Consider the following 17677-nt stretch of genomic DNA (forward strand, 5'->3'; position numbering starts at 1 on the left):
TGCCGGAAGACGGGAGGTTTTTTATTATGAGGATGAAGACGCTCGAGCATCAGTGGCTGGAGATGTTGTGCGGACGGGGCGGCGGTGGCGGGAAGGATGTGCAGGATTTAAAGCGGCTCGCCGCAGGTTTTGAGGGGGAGTGCGAACTCGACCGCTGGCTTGGGGAGTTCGGCCGCCCGCACTGGAAAATTTTCAAGGACATCTGGATCGACGCGGGCGGCACCACGCAGATCGATACCCTGATTGTGACGGGGGAGGGGATCCATGTGTTTGATGTGAAGAATTATTCGGGTGAGCTTGAATATGTGGACGGGAAATGGTGGAGCGGCGGCAGGCGGCTGAACAAGGATATTTTCATCCAGCTGAAGCGGTCGATGGAGAAGATGGGTGTGATGCACCACCGGCTCGGCGGGCGCGGCCGGCTCACCGGGCGCATCGTGTTCGTTGGCGAGCATGGCCGGGTGCATGTGAAGGATGCAGTCGATGTGGAGGTCGTCATGCGGCATGACATCCGCCGGATGATACATAAGCTTATCGATGATGAGCAGTGGAATGATGTTTTGGATATCGGTGAGACCGCGCGGTTGGTGGAGGATTTTATGATCGAATGTCCGTATAAGCCGCGGGAGCTCGATGATGTGGAATTCGGCCGGCTGCGGTGGGGTGTAAGGTGCTGTGCGTGCGGCGGATTCGGCGTTCTGGCGAAGCGGTATCATATCGAATGCGGCTGCGGCCATGTCGAACCGAAGGAGAAAGCTGTGCTGCGGACGATCTGCGAGTACGGGGTGCTGCGTCATGAACGGGATTTGAAAATTAATGAAGTTGAAAGATTTTTAGGAGGAATCGTGAGCAGAAGAAGGCTGACTGAAATATTAAGGAAAAATTTTAAGTTGTTGGTTGGCGGTAAGTATGCGAAACATGAAAATCCATGTGCAGAATATCAATATACATTTAAAAATAAAAGATTCAGATATGATTAAAGGGAGCTAATAGGTATTCGTCAAGGTCACGAGTTCCTACGAGAAGTTTAACAGGTATTCGTCAAGGTCACGAGTTCCTACGAGAAGATTAATAGGTAGTCGTGACAGCCGCGAGTTCCTACGAAAAGTTTAACAGGTAGTCGTCACGGGTACGAGTTCCTGCAGGAACCAAAATCCTCCCCCAACCAGACAAAACCCCCGGTCGCCTGACCGGGGGTTTCCAATTCTAAAATTATTCGATGCCTTTATTCCATTTTGCAGCAAGCAGTGTGTTGTTCAGCACCATTGTGATGGTGAGTGGGCCGACACCGCCTGGTACAGGTGTGATGTAGCTTGCAACTTCGGCAGCGGAGTCGTATTCGACGTCGCCGACGAGTTTGTCGTCGACCATTGTGTTACCCACGTCGATGACGATTGCGCCTTCTTTAAGGTGCTCGCCTTTGACAAGGCCAGGTTTGCCGACGGCTGAAACGACAACGTCGAAGTCTTTCAGCTTCTCGACCATGTTTTTAGTGCGTGAGTGCATCAGCGTCACTGTTGCGTTCTCGTTAGTGAGCAGTTTCGCAACCGGCTGGCCGACGATGTGTGAACGTCCGATGACTGCAACGTCTTTGCCTTCCAAAGGACCTGTGTGCTTAAGCAGCTCCATGATGCCGAGCGGCGTACATGGCACGAATGTGCGCTGGCCGGTGTACAGGCGGCCGATGTTGATCGGGCTGAAGCCGTCGACGTCTTTCTCAGGTGAGATTGCCTCGAGGACTTTGTTCTCATCGACCTGATCCGGAAGTGGAACCTGCACCAAAATGCCATGCACTGAATCATCATTGTTCAGGCGTTTCACTTCGTTCAGTACATCTTCCTCGGAAGCTTCCTCAGGGAGATGGACGATATCAGAAGTCATGCCGACTTTTTCGGCAGCTTTGTTTTTGGATCTGACATAGCTCAGTGACGCACCATCGTTACCTGCGATCACAACAGTCAGGTTCGGCGTGATGCCCTGTGATTTTAATTTTTCAACTTCTTCTGCAAGGCCTGCGCGGTAATCTTTTGCGATTTCGCGGCCGTTTAAAACTTCAGCAGTCATAAAAATTTCCTCCTAATATTATCTGTATATCCATTTACATTATGTACGAATGTGCAGAAAATTTCAATGAAAGAAATTTCACGAACGATAGGGGGCAAGAAAACTACTCATTGTTCGTATATACAAACGATGAAACTTTAAAATAAAATAATGTTCGTAAATAAGTTGAATCAAAGCATCTTACTTGATAGAATGAAGTTGAACATTCGACTTTAGGACAATCAGGAGGATGAAACAATGAGCGTAGGCATTATTATGGGCAGCTCTTCGGACTGGCCCACGATGAAACTTGCAGCAGAGATGCTTGATGAATTCGGCATAGAATATGAAGCGAAAGTGGTCAGCGCCCACCGCACGCCGAAAGATATGGTGGCGTATGCGGAAAATGCACAGGAGCGGGGCCTGAAAGTGATCATCGCAGGCGCCGGGGGGGCTGCACACCTGCCGGGTATGGTGGCGAGTCTCACCAACCTGCCGGTGATCGGCGTGCCGATCGAATCGAAATCGCTGAAGGGGCTGGATTCACTGCTCTCGATCGTCCAGATGCCGGGCGGCATACCGGTGGCGACGACGGCGATCGGTGAGGCCGGAGCGAAGAATGCCGGTATACTCGCAGCCAGGATGCTTGCGATTTCAGATGGAGATCTCAGTTCAAAATTATCGGAATATACGAAATCATTGGAAGACAAAGTGGAGGCTATGCAGAATGACCTTAAGTAGAAGGATTTATCCGGGAGCAGTAATCGGCATCATCGGCGGCGGACAATTGGGTAAGATGCTCGCGCAGAGTGCGCTCAGGATGGGCTACAAAGTGGCGGTGCTCGATCCGTCTGAAGATGCGCCGGCAAAGGCGACGAGTGATTTATTCATCAATGCGGCGTTCGATGATGAAGCAGCGTTAAAACAACTCGGCGACGCCTCAGACATCATCACTTACGAATTTGAAAACATCGACGGCCCGCTGCTCAAGCGCATGGTGGACGAATACTACGTGCCGCAGGGTGCGGAGACGCTGCTCACACTGCAGAACCGCGAGACCGAAAAGGATGCGGTCAGAAATTCCGGTGCGAAAGTCGTACCGTTTGAAAAAGTGTCAGGCGACGGAGACGTGAAGGCATTCGCGGAGCAGGAAGGCTGGCCGGTCATCGTGAAGACGGCGACGGGCGGCTATGACGGGAAGGGGCAGTACCTCGTCGAATCCGAAGACGACCTCGAAAAAGAGCCGATCCCCTACGGAGACACGCAGTTCATCGCGGAGAAATATCTCGACCTCGAGCGCGAAGTCTCCCTCACCGTCGCAAGGAGCGCGGACGGAAAGACGATCGTCTTCCCGCTGCAGGAGAACCTGCACAGGAACCAGATCCTCTACCGCACGATCGCGCCATCAAGGATCGACCGCCAGAAGGACGCCGAAGCGGAAGTCGAAAAGATCATGAATAAACTTCATTTCGCCGGCGTGTTCACGGTCGAATTCTTCATAGACAAGTCAGGCGAACTGTACGTGAACGAGATTGCGCCGCGCCCGCACAACTCGGCGCACCATACGATCGAGTCATGCAACATATCGCAGTTTGATGCGCATATACTTGCGCTCACCAACCAGCCGATGCCTGAAATCCGCCAGCATAAGCGGGCAGTCATGATGAACCTGCTCGGCCAGGATCTGGACAGGCTCGGGGATGCACTTTACGACCATCCGGAATGGCATGTCCATCTGTACGGCAAGTCCGCACGGAAACCTGAACGGAAGATGGGGCATATGACGATACTCACTGATGATGTGGAAGACACCCTGGAAAAACTCAAGACGGATTTTGAAAAGGAGGGGCAGGCATGACCACACTCTTATATGAAGGAAAGTCGAAGCGCATGTATGAAACCGGCGACCCTTTCGTCCTGAAAGTCGAATACAAAGACGAAGTGACCGCAAAGAACGGCTCGAGGCATGATTTTGCACCCGGCAAGGGGCGCCTGAACAACCTCATCACATCAAACATCTTCGAGCGGCTTGAGGCGGCGGGCATCCCGTCGCACTTCATCGAGACAACCAGCGAGACGACACAGCTCGTCCGCCGCGTCGACATGATACCGATGGAAATCGTCGTGAGGAACCTTGCGGCGGGCGACATCACGAAAAGGCTCGGATTCAAAAAGGGCGAGGAGTTTGCACCGCCCCTGATCGAATTTTTCCTAAAAGATGATGCGCTGCACGATCCGCTGATCAACCGGGCGCATGCGATCCATATGAAGCTTGCGACGCACGATGAAATCGATGAACTGAAAAAACGCGCGAACCAGATCAATGTCGCACTGCTCGACATCATGGAGCCGATGGGGCTTAAGCTCGCCGACTTCAAGATCGAATTCGGCCGTGACAGGAAGGGCAATATACTGCTTGCCGATGAAATCTCCCCGGACACATGCCGTATATGGGATGCCGCGACGGGCGAGAATTTTGATAAGGACGTTTACCGTGAAAGTACCGGCTCCATCGTGGATGCCTATCAGAAATTTTATGAAAAAATGGAGGAAATCAAATAATGGCCAAATTCACCGAACCGACCGCACAAGACATCAGGGACGAAAAACTTTATTCCAGTATGGGACTGACAGATTCTGAATACGAGAAAGTGAACGGCATCCTCGGCAGGGCGCCGAACTATACGGAAACCGGCATTTTCGCTGCAATGTGGAGCGAACACTGTTCATATAAACATTCAAAACCATTCCTGAAGCAGTTCCCGACTGAAGGCGAGAAGGTGCTGATGGGACCCGGCGAAGGTGCCGGCGTCGTCGATATCGGCGATAACCAGGCGGTCGTCTTCAAAGTCGAATCCCACAACCACCCGTCCGCAGTCGAGCCGTACCACGGTGCAGCGACGGGTGTCGGCGGGATCGTCAGGGACATCGTCTCCATCGGCGCAAGGCCGATCGGGCTGCTCAACTCCCTCCGCTTCGGCGAGCTGACGAATGCAAACAACCGCAGGCTTCTCGAAGGCGTGAAGGGCGGCATGAGCGATTACGCCAACACGATCGGCATCCCTGCAGTCGGCGGGGAAGTCGAATTCGACGGCCATTATGACGGCAACCCGCTTGTTAATGCGATGGTCACGGGTCTGATCGACCATGACAAGATCCAGAAGGGCACGGCCAAAGGCGTCGGCAATAAAGTGATCTACGCAGGGCTCGAAACCGGCCGCGACGGCATACTCGGCGCGTCATTCGCTTCAGAGGAACTGTCGGAGGATGCGGATGTCGCACCGCCGACCGCACAGGTCGGCCACCCGGAAGTCGGCAAAAACTTAATGGAGGCGACACTTCAGGCAATCGAATTCCCTGAGCTCGTCGGCATACAGGATATGGGTGCTGCAGGCCTCACTTCCTCAAGCTCCGAAATGGCGGCAAAAGGCAACCACGGCATCACGCTGCACTTGGATCAAGTGCCCGTATCGGAAGACGGCATCAGCCCTTATGAGATGATGCTTTCGGAAACGCAGGAACGTATGCTGCTCGTCGTGGAGAACGGTTCAGAGGATAAATTCCTCGAGCTGTTCAAAGAGATGAATCTCGCGACCGCGGTCATCGGTGAAGTGACGGACAACGACAGGCTCCTTCTCTATTTTGAAGATGAACTGTACGCCGACATCCCGGTTCAGCCGCTGTCGGAAGAAGCACCGGTCTATGTGCTGGAAGGCGAAAAGCCGGAAGAAGACACGCCGCGCGAAGATTACTCCGATGAAGATCTGGATGCGGCATTCAAATCATTGATCAGCCATCCGACCATTGCAAATAAAGCCCTTATATACGATGCATTCGACTCGGGTGATGCGGAGACGACGCTCCAGAAATCCGGATTCGGCGCAGGCATCGTGAAGATCGAAGGGACGGACAAGGCGGTCTCCATGACACTCGACGGCAAGAGCCGCTACGTCTATGCAGACCCTTACAACGGCGGCAAGGAAGTCGTCGCACAGGCATACCGCGACATCATCGCAACAGGTGCCGAGCCGCTTGCGATGACGAACTGCCTGAACTACGGCTCACCTGAGAAGCCGTTGATCTACAACCAGCTCGGCGAGTCGACGAAAGGCATGTCAGAAGCCTGCGAAGCACTCGGCACACCGGTCGTATCGGGCAACGTGAGCCTCTACAATGAGACGAAGGAAGCAAGCATCCTGCCGACGCCGGTCATCGGCATGGTCGGACTGATCGAGGACATCGGGTTCCTGAAAGAAGACAAAGTCAAGGAAGGCGACGCACTGTATCTTGTGGGTGAATTGAAGCCGCAGTTCCAGGGGTCGCAGCTTGAGAAGCTGATCGACGGCGGCATCAGACAGGTCAGCCGTGACATCGACCTCGGCCTTGAAGCAGAGCGCGGCGAAATGCTCCGTAAACTGTATGTTGATGGAGACATCCACAGGATCGCACCGCTCGGACGCGGCGGCCTGATTGCTAAACTCGCACAGCTCGCAGGCTACTACAACACAGGCGTTGAAGTCGACATCGACGTGCGCGGAGATCTTTTATTCTCAGAAAGTGCATCGAACTACCTCGTTGCAGCACCTTCAGGCATGGACATCGACGGTGCGGTCGAAATCGGGAAGCTTACGGGCCAATCATTCAAAGTGCAGGCACAGAACTTTAATGCAGATTATGATATTGAAGAAATCAATGCGACTTTGAAAGGGGCAATACCGGAATGGATGAATTCGACGGACTAAAAGAAGAATGCGGCCTGTTCGGCATCTGGGGCCACCCGGAAGCGAGCGAACTGACGTATATTGCGATGCACAGCCTGCAGCACAGGGGCCAGCAGGGTGCCGGGATCGTCTCCTCGAGCGGGGACTACCTCTTCGGCGCCCGCGGCATGGGCCTGCTGACGGAGGCACTCTCGAAGGAACAGCTTGATTCACTGAAGCCTTTCCCGCATGCGATCGGGCATACGAGATACGCATCGAGCGGCGGCAGCGAGCTGTCCAATGTGCAGCCGTTCCTGTTCAAAAGCCATAAGGGCGACCTCGCGCTTGCACATAACGGGAATCTCGTGAATGCGCTGAACCTGAGGCGTGCACTCGAAGACGAGGGCGCGATCTTCCAGACGACATCGGATTCCGAGGTGCTCGCACACCTCCTCAGGCGTGAACGGGGCGGCGGGGAAGAGAGCCTTGAAGGACGTAAGAAAAGAATAAAGAAAGTCTTGAAGCAGGTGAAAGGCGCGTTTGCGTTTATGATCATGCATCAGGACAGCCTGACGGTTGCACTCGACGACCACGGCGTGAGGCCTTTGATGCTCGGCAGGAAGGACGGTTCATACTGCGTTGCGAGTGAGACGTGTGCGTTCACGGCGATCGGGGCGGAGTACATCCGCGATATCGAGGCGGGTGAGATGATCACGATCACGGACGAAGGCATCGATTTCGATCATTATACGGATGTGACGAGCCCGCATATGTGCTCGATGGAGTACATCTACTTTGCGCGTGCGGACTCCGAATTCAGGCGCACCTCGACCTACAGGATACGTAAGGAGCTCGGCCGGGCGCTTGCGGATGAAATGCGGCAGGTGGATGCGGACATCGTCATCGGTGTGCCGGATTCATCTCTTGCCGCAGCGCACGGCTTCAGTGAGGCTTCCGGCATCCGGCAGGAGCAGGGGCTTTTGAAGAACCGCTACGTCGGCCGGACGTTCATCACACCGGGCCAGGAGGCGCGCGAGCGCGCGGTGCGGATGAAGCTTTCGCCGGTGCGCGACATCGTCGAAGGCAGGCGGGTCATTGTCATCGATGATTCAATCGTGCGCGGGACGACCAGCCGCTTCATCGTGAAGGCACTGAAGAAGGCGGGGGCGAAGGAAGTCCATATGGGCGTCTCCTCCCCGCCGCTTAAAAACCCGTGTTATTATGGTATTGATGTATCGACGCATGCGGAAATCATCGCAAGCAGGAAGTCGCCGGAGGAGATCCGTGATGAGATCGGTGCGGATTCACTGACTTACCTCTCCGTCGACAAGATGCACGACGTCTATCATTCATTCGGCTCAAAAGGCCAGTGTGATGCATGCTTCACCGGGAATTACCCGATTGATATAGAGGAAGCGATCCTTCCTCAGGAAAAAGATCTAAAACAAAAGGGAGTGTAGTGATGAGCGAGCAGTATAAAAAAGCCGGCGTTGACATTGAAGCGGGCTACGAAGCGGTCGAACAGATGAAATCACACGTGAAGAGGACGAGGCGTCCGGAAGTGCTCGGCGGCCTCGGCGGCTTCGGTGCGGGGTTCGACCTGTCGCAGCTGAATATGAAACAGCCGGTGCTCGTATCCGGCACGGACGGTGTCGGCACGAAGCTGAAGCTTGCGATCGACCATGACCGTCATGATACGATCGGCATCGATGCGGTGGCCATGTGTGTGAACGATATTTTGACGACCGGTGCGGAGCCGCTTTACTTCCTGGATTACATAGCGGTGGAAAAAGTGGTGCCGGAGACGGTCGCGGATATCGTGAAGGGCGTCTCCGACGGATGCGTCCAGGCGGGGTGCGCTTTGATCGGCGGCGAGACGGCCGAGATGGGCAGCATGTACGGCCCCGGTGAATACGACCTTGCAGGCTTTGCGGTCGGTGCGGTGGAGAAGCCGGATTACATCGACGGCTCAAAAGTCAAGGCGGGTGATGTCATCATCGGCCTGCCGTCGAGCGGTGTCCATTCGAACGGCTACAGCCTGGTGAGGAAGATCATTGCGGACAACAATATCGACGTCGAGGCGGACCTCGAAGGCGAAAAGCTGATCGACCGTCTGCTTGAACCGACGCGCATCTACGTGCGCGAGGTAAGGGAGCTGATGGAGAAGGTGGACATCAAAGCGATGAGCCACATCACCGGCGGCGGCTTCGTCGAAAACCTGCCCCGTGCAGTACCCGAAGGTCTCGGCATCGAGATCTCGACGTCCGGCATCAAAGTCCCGGCGGTCATCGATTGGCTGATTGAACAGGGCGGCATCAGTATGGATGAAGCGTACAACGTCTTCAACATGGGCATCGGCTTCGTCGTCATCGTCGATGCCGCCGACGCCGACACTGCACTCAGCGTCCTGCATGATGCGGGCGAGGCGGCGGTTAAAATCGGTGAGGTCACTGACAAGGCAGGGATCGAGATCCATGAGTAAACCCCGCGTTGCCGTCTTCGCCTCCGGCGGCGGCACGAACTTTGAAAACCTTGTGCGGAAGCAGGATGAGATCGGCATCGACATCGTCCTGTTGATCTCGGATTACAACGAAGCCTATGCAATCCAGCGTGCGATCAACCATGACGTCGACTACATCGTGGTCGAGCGTGAGAAGTACGGCACGAAAAGTGAGTTTGAGAGCGACATTTTAAGCGTGATGAAGATGTATGATGTCGAATATATACTGCTCGCCGGATTCATGCGGATATTGTCCGCGGATTTCGTCGACAGGTACCCGCGGAAAATCATCAACATCCATCCGTCGCTGCTCCCGGATTTCAAGGGCGCGGACGCGATCGGCGATGCATTCCGCGCCGGCGTGAGTAAAACCGGGGTCACCGTGCATTTCGTCGACGCCGGCATCGATACGGGTGAGATCATCGCCCAGGTGCCCGTCGATGTGGCGCCGGATGACACGCTCGAGACACTTGAAAATAAAATCCACAGCATCGAATACCAGCTCTATCCGCAGGCAGTGCGGATGATTTTGGCAAAACGTCAGGAGGATGAACAATGAAAGCATTAATCAGCGTATCGAACAAGGCGGGCCTTGAAGATTTCGTAAAGGGGCTCGTTCAGGCAGGCTATGACATTTATTCCACGGGCGGCACTTACGAGAAGATCAAAAGTTTCGGCGTCGACGTTTCAAGCGTCAGCGACCTCACCCAGTTTGAGGAAATCATGGACGGGCGCGTGAAGACGCTCCATCCGAAGATCCACGGCGGCATCCTTGCAGACCGCGACAATGCGTCACATGTGGAGGCAATGGAATCAAACGGTATCGAGGCGATCGATCTCGTTGTCGTGAACCTCTATCCGTTCAAGGAGACGGTCGCAAAAGAGGGCGTCACGGAAGAGGAAGCGGTCGAGAACATCGACATCGGCGGACCGACGATGCTCCGTGCGGCGGCGAAGAATTTCAAGCATGTCACAACCGTCGTCAACCCGCAGGATTATGATGAAGTGCTCGAGCATATCGAATCCGGCACGCTCGACCTAGAGTACAGGCGCACATTGAGCATCCGCGCGTTCAGGCACACGGCCGAGTACGACCGTGCGATCGTCAGCTATTTCACCGACAGCGAACGCACGCTGAGATACGGCGAGAACCCGCATCAGGATGCGAAACTCGTGCGCACGACGGATGATAAGAACACGATTCTGAATGCGACCGTGCTGCAGGGCAAGCAGCTCAGCTACAACAACCTGCGTGATGCCGACAGTGCATTCGCGCTCGCCAAAAAGTTCGACCTGCCGGTTGCGGTCGCCGTGAAGCACATGAACCCGTGCGGCGTCGGCACCGGCGAGACGATGGTCGAAGCCTTCAACAATGCGTTCGAAGCGGATAGCCAGTCGATCTTCGGCGGCATCGTCGCGCTGAACCGCCCGGTGGACCGCGAGGCGGCCGAGGCGATGAGCAAAGTGTTTTTGGAAGTCGTCATCGCACCATCCTACACGAACGGTGCGCTTGAAGTGTTTGATAATAAAGAAAACCTGAGGCTTCTCACAGTCGATTTCACCGAAGAGGTGGACGGCGATGAATTCGTCAGCGTGTCCGGCGGATACCTCGTTCAGGACCGCGATACCGGCAGGCTGAATCCGGCCTCGATCGACGTGGTGACGGAAACGTCTCCGACAGAAAAGCAGATGAAGGCACTCGCCCTTGCATGGGAAGTGTCGAAGCACGTGAAGTCGAATGCGATCGTGCTCGCAAATGACAAGCAGACCGTGGGCATCGGTGCCGGTCAGATGAACCGCGTCGGTGCGCTGAAGATCGCAGCCGACCGGGCCATCAGGCTTGACGGTGATGTGGTGCTTGCAAGTGACGGCTTCTTCCCGATGCCTGACTCCGTCGAGCTCGCACATGAGCACGGCATCAAGGCGATCATCCAGCCGGGTGGCTCGAAGCGTGACCAGGAGTCGATCGATTTCTGCAACGCACACGGCATTGCCATGGTGTTCACCGGCATGCGCCATTTCAAGCACTGATAAACTGAAACGCGTATTTTATTCTATGATGGAGGCTTTAAAATATGAAAGTAGCAGTGATAGGCAGTGGCGGCCGTGAGCATGCGCTCGTCAAAAAATTTCATGAATCACCATCGGTGAGCGGGATCATCGCGATACCCGGCAACTATGCGATGGGTGATATGGCAAAGCTTGTGCCGGGTGTCGACCTGGAAGATTTCGGGGAAGTGGGGAAGATCTGCGACCGTGAAGAAGTCGAGTGGGTCGTGATAGGTCCGGAAGCGCCGTTATCCGGCGGGATGGCGGATTTCCTCGAGCGCCAGCATGATCTGAAAGTGTTCGGTCCGAGGAAACTGGAAGCACAGCTCGAATCATCCAAGGCTTTCGCAAAGGACCTCATGAAGAAATATGATATCCCGACTGCGGGATACGAAATATTCACAGACCATGACGATGCGCTGGAATATATCAATCGTGTGGGTGCTCCGATCGTGGTCAAGAAGGACGGGCTCGCTGCGGGTAAAGGCGTCGTTGTGGCACAGGACATCGAGACCGCCCGAGAGGCAGTGCATGACATGATGGCGGACTCGGGAGGCCATGTCGTCATCGAGGAGTTCATGGAAGGCGAGGAGTTCAGCCTGATGGTGCTTGTGAACGGGGAGTTCATCTATCCGTTCGAAGTGATGGCGCAGGACCATAAACGTGCCTTCGACGGGGACACGGGCCCGAACACCGGCGGCATGGGTGCCTATGCCCCGGTCACGCACATTCCGGAGAACCTGCGCACGGAGGCTGTCGATAAGATCGTGAAGCCGATGGCGAAAGCACTGGTTGATGAAGGCCTCAACTACTTCGGTGTGATGTATCTCGGTGCCATCGTCACCGAAGACGGCGTGAAAGTCATCGAATTCAATGCAAGATTCGGCGACCCGGAGGCGCAGGTGCTCCTCAGCCTACTGGAAAGCGACCTCGGAGAGGTGCTTGAGAATATGTATCATAAAAAGCCGTTCTCACTCGAATGGCGGACCGGATGCGTGGCAGGCGTCATGCTCGCGAGCCAGGGCTATCCGGGTGCGTTTGAGAAGGGGAAGTCTGTGAAGATTCCCGAAACACTCATGCCACGCTGCTTTGTCAGCGGACTGGACCGGAACGAAGACGGCGGTGTTGTCACATCCGGCGGCAGGGTGCTGCTTGTCACCGGCCACGGTTCAACGATCGAGGAAGCGGCCGAGTCCGCCTATGAAGGCGTCGGCCAGATCGAGTACGGGACAGATGATTTTTTCTACCGGAAGGACATCGGTTACAGGGCGATGAAGTAAGTTGGAACACCCGCTTCGGCGGGTGTTTTTTATTTTTAGATGTAGATTCCGCAACCTCCAGTTGCCTCCCGGGCCAATGTTGCGATTTTGGGTGCCGATTTCGCCACCTCCGGCCGCTTTCCGGGTCAATGTTGCGATTTTGAGTGCTGATTTCGTAACCTCCGGCCGCCTTCCGGGTCAATGTTGCGATTCCGGGTACTGTTTTCGCAACTTCCGGCCATCTTCCGGGTCAATGTTGCGATTCCGGGTACTGTTTTCGCAACTTCTGGCCGTCTCTCGGGTCAATGTTGCGATTCCGGGTGCTGTTTTCGCAACTTCCCGCCGTCTCCCGGGTCAACGTTGCGATTCTGCATGCCGATTTCGCAAGGTCATGCTGCTTTTATGATGGAGGTTGCGATTGAAGACGGGGCATGAGAATAAAATCCCGATAGCGGCGTCAGCACCGGCATCTCCGTCCGGATCCGGGGACAAAATCCCGACAGCGGTGTCACCCCCGGCATCTCCATCCGGATCCGAAGACAGAATCCCGACAGCGGCGTCAGCACCGGCATCTCCGTCCGGATCCGGGGACAAAATCCTGACAGCGGTCTCACCCCCAACACCTCCATCCGGATCCAGAGACAAAATCGAGACAGCGGCGTCAGCGCCGGCTCCTCCGTCCGGATCCGAAGACAGAATCCAGCCAGCCACCCCAGATCCTCAGACACAAAGAAAAGCACCCGTCGCATGCGGGTGCTTTCCTCTTGCATATTGCATAAAGCCAAATACTATAAGGTGGAACTTAAAGCCCTTGGATTGTGGTGCTATTCATAGGCATCCTGGAGATTTTCCTTCGTTTCTTCGTCGCCTTTTTTCGCGTCATCACTCTCTAGATCTTTTGTATTTTCTTTCGCTTCACGCTCTTCTTCACGAGCCTGTTCGCGTTTTTCTTCTTCAAATACATCTTTTTTATCCTTGTCCAAAGCCACTTGTATCACTCTCCTGGGAGAATATCATTATATTATATTATTATCTGTACTCTGTATATACCCAGCACTCTCTGCAGTAAACATCGAGATCAAAAAGTTTTTCAAATAAAATCACGGGGCGGGCGCGTGCAGCCGCTTGTATAATGCAATATTCCGGTATTTCTACTATAATGGTGAGGGACTGAGGTGAACTGGATGTTTAAAAAATTGAGAAGTCAGAGTGAAGTGCATATCAGCCTGCTGCTCGGCTTATTCTTCATAATATTAGGTGTTTTCATTTTATTTAATACTGAAAGGATACGGGGTGCTGCAGACGGCAGTCCCGTTGATGAATCGGAGATTGATACGATTTGGGATCTGGTCAATGCTTTCTTCCTTGAAGTGACGAACATGCTGTCGATCCTGATCGGGGATTTCCCGATTATCGCCGGCATACTGCTCATCCTGTTCGGTGTCTTCATGTTCAAGGTCGGCAAGACGGTGAGGGATACGACGAAGTATGACGGGATGCTGTCTTTCTTCTTTCTCGGGCTTGCGCTGTTTTTATTCATCATCACGACCATTCTCATGATGCAGGTTTACGGCTGGTGGGCGATTTTATTCTTCATCGCATTCATGGTCCACCTGCTTTACAACATATACCATGAATATCTGAACCCGAAGCACCGGAAAGAGCATTACATGATCATCATGTTCTTCTACGGCGTGGCGTATTTCTTCACACAGAACGCCGTATATTCGAACATCGAGGATGCACTGAGCCCGACGGATGTGCTCAGCATCAACATGTTCTTCGCGGTCGTGCTGGTGCTTGCACTGATGGCGCTGTGGGTGGGAGTCTTCTTGTCCAAATCCAAAAACCTGCTCAAGAAACCGAAGACGAAAAGCGAAGAGGACCTCTCCAGAAGTTCGAAGCGCGGCATCAGCAAACTGAATCCGAACCAGTATCTCGGGTTCTCGGAGAAGATGTACCAGTTCAGGAACCGCCTGCTCACCCGCACGAAGGACTTCCTTGAAATCGGCATACCGGGATGGCTCAAGGTCAATTATCTAGAGCTCCTGCTCGGCCTGCTCGTGCTCGTGTTCATCGGGGTGGAGTTCAACAACAGGCAGGGTGTGTTCACGGAAGGCTATTTCAGGCTGTCTCAGATGAGCTACCTCTATGAATGGATCAACCTGTTCCTGACGCTTGTGCTGGCGCTCCTCTACCTGTACTTCACCGTCATGAACCTGTGGAAGAATATCTACTACAACAGGCAGATGATCGTCATCATCGCACTGTGGCTGAAGCTTACGGTGAGCCTGTTCGTCACCGTCTTCCACGATGTGGAGCTCTCACTCTTCATTCTGCCGTTCAACATCGCACTGGTGATACTCACGACACCGCTCGTACTATTCAGCATCTTTAAAGAATTCAATGGAGGGACTGCAAATGACGGAAATAAAAAAGCAAAAACTTGAAGGCCGCATCGATAACCCGGATGTGAAGGAACGCATCCATCAGGTGATTTCGGATTATGAAAAGAAACAGCCGGGAAGTGCGGCACCCGTCCTCCTCGGCTTCTCCTCCGATGAGGGCGTCAGGCGGAATAAAGGTCATGCGGGCGCAGCGGAGGGGCCGTTCAAAGTCCGCGAGAAGCTTGCAGGCCTGCCGTATACCGAGGAAATCTACGATTACGGCACCGTGATGGGCACGGAAGACCTCGAGACTTCGCAGCAGGCCCTCGGGTCTGCCACTGCAGAAATCTTAAGAAACGGGGATTTCCCGCTCATCATCGGCGGAGGGCACGAAACATTATACGGACACTATCTCGGCGTCAGGGAGGCATATCCCGATGCGAAGATTGCGGTTCTGAACTTCGATGCGCATTTCGACCTCCGGATCGAGGAGCGGGCGACGTCCGGCACGATGTTCTATCAGATACTCACGCAGGATACGGACGTCGACTATTATGTGCTCGGCATCCAGGAAAGCGGCAACACCGGCACGCTTTTCGACACGGCGGATGCGCTCAACGTGAACTACGCGAAGCTCGGCGAGATGCGGAGTTCGCCGAAGGTCACCGGCTACATGTTCAAGGCGCTTGAAAGCTATGACTTCGTCTTTGCGACGCTGTGCATGGATTCGATCGCGACAGCCTATGCGCCGGGCGTCAGCATGTCGCTGCCGAACGGCTTCACATCAATGGAGATACACGAATTGATCGAACGGCTTGCGGGTGTTGAAAACCTCGTGAGCTTCGATATCAGCGAGACGGCGCCGCCGCTTGACGAGGGCGATCGGACGAGTGCGCTCGCCGCAAGCCTGCTACACAAATTCCTCATTGCAAAGGATGCTTTCAGATGAATGTCATACAATTGAAAAAAGGTGCAGAGAAACCTTTCCATAACGGTAAACTGAATATCAACGAAGAAGATTTGAGCGATTCCGTCTTTTTGAAGGACGGCGAAGTGGTCGAACTGACCGATTACCTCGGCGGATTCATCGGTTATGCGATGATGAGCTTTGAACAGAGGACACACGGCTGGGTTTTGTCACACGACAAAGATGCGCATATAGATGAAGCATTCATCAGGGAAAAGATCACCGGGGCGATCGAGGACAGGACGCCGCTTTACAACCAGGAGGATACGGACGTCTTCCGCATCTTCAATGAAATCGGCGACGGCATCGGCGGCCTGTCCATCGACAACTTCAACGGCCACCTGTTCATCACGTATTACTCTGCCGGGATCTATAAGATCCGCAATCTGGTCGTCCAGGTGCTGATAGAGGCACTCTCTCCGGACTCGATCACTGAGCAGACGAGATTTTCAATCGATGGCCGGATGCAGATCGAAAACAACCATGTGACGGGCAATGTGCCGGAAAAGATCGTCGTGACCGAGAGCGGCATGCGCTTCAACGTGCACTTAAAGACCGGCCCGATGACCGGATTGTTCCTGGATCAGCGTGAGACGCGGAAGACGCTCCTCAACAATAAAAGATCTCATAACGAAACGTTCCTGAACCTCTTTTCATACAGCGGCTCCTTTTCAGTGGCAGCGGCCATGGCCGGGATGTCGACGACGAGCGTCGACCTTGCGGGGAGGACGACGGAACTCGTCACGGACAACTTCAATGTGAACGACCTGCCGCTCGACAACCACCATATCCATATCATGGATACTTTCGACTACCTCAAATATGCAGCGAGGAAAAACCATCAGTTCGATGTCATACTGATCGATCCGCCGAGCTTCAGCCGGAACAAGAAGAAAGTCTTTAAAGTCGGGCGTGACTACCCACAGCTGATCCGCGAGGCGGTGAAAATATTGAAGCCCGGGGGCGAGCTGATCTTGAGCCAGAACCTGGAGACGTTCACGCTGAACCAGTTCAAAAAGCAGATTGATGAAACGATGAACGGCCTCGGCATCCGCTACACCCTGAAAGATGTCAAGGGGCTGCCGAAGGACTTCAAAACGACCAAAGGCTACAAGGGCGGCAAGTACTTGAAAATCGTCACGATAAAGCTTGCCAACGATTAGAAAACAGGGATTTGGGTATTGTAAACACTAGATAAGTATTCTTATGGAGAGAGGGTTATTTATGGTTCAATATCAAATCACTGAGCAGAATCTGAAGAAAAAGCAGGAAGAGGCGCAGGAACTGGTCAAGAAAAAAGCGAGGACCTCAGCCATCGCCGCAATCCTCCCGATCCCGTTCCTTGATGTCGGCACAGATATGAAGCTGATGAAGGATATATACGGCGAGATCGAAGACATCTTCGAGGTGGACCATGATGATGTATCCACGACGAGTGATGACCTCATGACACGTGCATGGGTGATGGCGACGAGCATCGGCAGTGAGCTGATGCGTAAAAACGTCACCCCGTTCGTCTTCCGCATATTCAGCAAAAAGCAGAAGTTCAGCCGGTTCGGCCTGGTGACACTCCTCGGCAATGTACTCGGAGCGGGCGTCAGCTACTTCCTGATGAAGAAACTCGGCGATGACCACATCGAACATGTGGTGGAGCATTTGAGGAACCAGGCAGCCTAAACCTCAGGACATTCTTGTTGGCAATCCCCCGGTCCAAGGTGATAAAATCATATTAAGCAATGCTGTAAACACAATCAATTCATTTCACGACAAAA

The 17677-nt window shown here is 54.0% G+C and carries 17 protein-coding genes; 14 read left to right on the forward strand and 3 right to left on the reverse strand.

The genetic code is table 11. From position 1 onward, the window contains the following. Window positions 1-26 precede the first annotated feature (26 nt). Window positions 27-980: a nuclease-related domain-containing protein gene (locus LPW40_RS00510; RefSeq protein ID WP_230820300.1), complete on the forward strand. Its 954-nt coding sequence runs from the start codon at window positions 27-29 to the stop codon at window positions 978-980. Window positions 981-1212: 232 nt separating this feature from the next. On the opposite strand, the gene folD is transcribed toward LPW40_RS00510, so the two are convergent. Beyond that, complete coding sequence (gene folD, locus LPW40_RS00515) at window positions 1213-2064, reverse strand: bifunctional methylenetetrahydrofolate dehydrogenase/methenyltetrahydrofolate cyclohydrolase FolD (RefSeq protein WP_230820301.1); 852 nt, start codon at window positions 2062-2064, stop codon at window positions 1213-1215. Window positions 2065-2301: 237 nt separating this feature from the next. On the opposite strand from folD, the gene purE reads away from it, so the two are divergent. From purE to purD, 9 genes are read left to right on the forward strand one after another with little or no spacing between them, the layout of a single operon-like run. Continuing rightward, window positions 2302-2784, forward strand: coding sequence for a 5-(carboxyamino)imidazole ribonucleotide mutase (purE, locus tag LPW40_RS00520; protein WP_230820302.1), 483 nt, complete (start codon window positions 2302-2304; stop codon window positions 2782-2784). Beyond that, window positions 2771-3901: a 5-(carboxyamino)imidazole ribonucleotide synthase gene (gene purK / locus LPW40_RS00525; protein ID WP_230820303.1), complete on the forward strand. Its 1131-nt coding sequence runs from the start codon at window positions 2771-2773 to the stop codon at window positions 3899-3901. The genes purE and purK overlap by 14 nt, the downstream gene beginning before the upstream one ends. Then, window positions 3898-4605, forward strand: a complete 708-nt coding sequence (gene purC, locus LPW40_RS00530) for a phosphoribosylaminoimidazolesuccinocarboxamide synthase (RefSeq protein WP_230820304.1) — start codon at window positions 3898-3900, stop codon at window positions 4603-4605. The genes purK and purC overlap by 4 nt, the downstream gene beginning before the upstream one ends. Then, window positions 4605-6785 carry a phosphoribosylformylglycinamidine synthase subunit PurL gene (gene purL, locus LPW40_RS00535; RefSeq protein WP_230820305.1) on the forward strand — a complete coding sequence of 727 codons (2181 nt, stop codon included), beginning with the start codon at window positions 4605-4607 and terminating at the stop codon, window positions 6783-6785. Before purC ends, purL begins: the two co-directional genes overlap by 1 nt. Then, window positions 6764-8203 (forward strand): amidophosphoribosyltransferase, encoded by a 1440-nt coding sequence (gene purF / locus LPW40_RS00540; RefSeq protein ID WP_230820306.1) that lies wholly within the window; start codon window positions 6764-6766, stop codon window positions 8201-8203. The genes purL and purF overlap by 22 nt, the downstream gene beginning before the upstream one ends. A 2-nt stretch (window positions 8204-8205) precedes the next feature. After that, the gene (gene purM, locus LPW40_RS00545; RefSeq protein ID WP_230820307.1) at window positions 8206-9225 is read left to right on the forward strand and encodes a phosphoribosylformylglycinamidine cyclo-ligase; all 1020 of its coding nucleotides are present in this window, start codon (window positions 8206-8208) and stop codon (window positions 9223-9225) included. Further along, the gene (gene purN, locus LPW40_RS00550) at window positions 9218-9802 is read left to right on the forward strand and encodes a phosphoribosylglycinamide formyltransferase (protein ID WP_230820308.1); all 585 of its coding nucleotides are present in this window, start codon (window positions 9218-9220) and stop codon (window positions 9800-9802) included. Before purM ends, purN begins: the two co-directional genes overlap by 8 nt. Further along, on the forward strand, window positions 9799-11274 hold the full coding sequence (purH, locus tag LPW40_RS00555) for a bifunctional phosphoribosylaminoimidazolecarboxamide formyltransferase/IMP cyclohydrolase (RefSeq protein WP_230820309.1): 1476 nt from the start codon (window positions 9799-9801) through the stop codon (window positions 11272-11274). The genes purN and purH overlap by 4 nt, the downstream gene beginning before the upstream one ends. Before the next feature lie 44 nt (window positions 11275-11318). After that, a complete protein-coding gene (purD, locus tag LPW40_RS00560) occupies window positions 11319-12572 on the forward strand; it encodes a phosphoribosylamine--glycine ligase (RefSeq protein ID WP_230820310.1) in 1254 nt (417 codons plus the stop codon). Window positions 12573-12940: 368 nt separating this feature from the next. Here purD and LPW40_RS00565 read toward each other — a convergent pair whose 3' ends face one another. Both LPW40_RS00565 and LPW40_RS00570 read right to left on the reverse strand, forming a co-directional pair. After that, window positions 12941-13165 (reverse strand): hypothetical protein, encoded by a 225-nt coding sequence (locus LPW40_RS00565; protein WP_230820311.1) that lies wholly within the window; start codon window positions 13163-13165, stop codon window positions 12941-12943. 210 nt (window positions 13166-13375) lie between these two features. Beyond that, entirely contained in the window at window positions 13376-13540 is a 165-nt protein-coding gene (locus LPW40_RS00570) for a hypothetical protein (RefSeq protein ID WP_230820312.1), read from the reverse strand. 195 nt (window positions 13541-13735) lie between these two features. On the opposite strand from LPW40_RS00570, the gene auxA reads away from it, so the two are divergent. The 4 genes from auxA to LPW40_RS00590 all read left to right on the forward strand — a co-directional run bounded on the left by auxA (window position 13736) and on the right by LPW40_RS00590 (window position 17582). Further along, on the forward strand, window positions 13736-15001 hold the full coding sequence (gene auxA / locus LPW40_RS00575; RefSeq protein WP_230820313.1) for a lipoteichoic acid stability factor AuxA: 1266 nt from the start codon (window positions 13736-13738) through the stop codon (window positions 14999-15001). Next, window positions 14973-15887 carry a formimidoylglutamase gene (hutG, locus tag LPW40_RS00580; protein WP_230820314.1) on the forward strand — a complete coding sequence of 305 codons (915 nt, stop codon included), beginning with the start codon at window positions 14973-14975 and terminating at the stop codon, window positions 15885-15887. The genes auxA and hutG overlap by 29 nt, the downstream gene beginning before the upstream one ends. Beyond that, window positions 15884-17068, forward strand: a complete 1185-nt coding sequence (locus LPW40_RS00585; RefSeq protein ID WP_230820315.1) for a class I SAM-dependent rRNA methyltransferase — start codon at window positions 15884-15886, stop codon at window positions 17066-17068. The genes hutG and LPW40_RS00585 overlap by 4 nt, the downstream gene beginning before the upstream one ends. A 61-nt stretch (window positions 17069-17129) precedes the next feature. Next, window positions 17130-17582 carry a hypothetical protein gene (locus LPW40_RS00590; RefSeq protein ID WP_230820316.1) on the forward strand — a complete coding sequence of 151 codons (453 nt, stop codon included), beginning with the start codon at window positions 17130-17132 and terminating at the stop codon, window positions 17580-17582. Window positions 17583-17677 lie beyond the last annotated feature (95 nt).

The sequence above is a fragment of the Salinicoccus halitifaciens genome, assembly GCF_021026095.1.
Classification (GTDB): Bacteria; Bacillota; Bacilli; order Staphylococcales; family Salinicoccaceae; genus Lacicoccus; species Lacicoccus halitifaciens.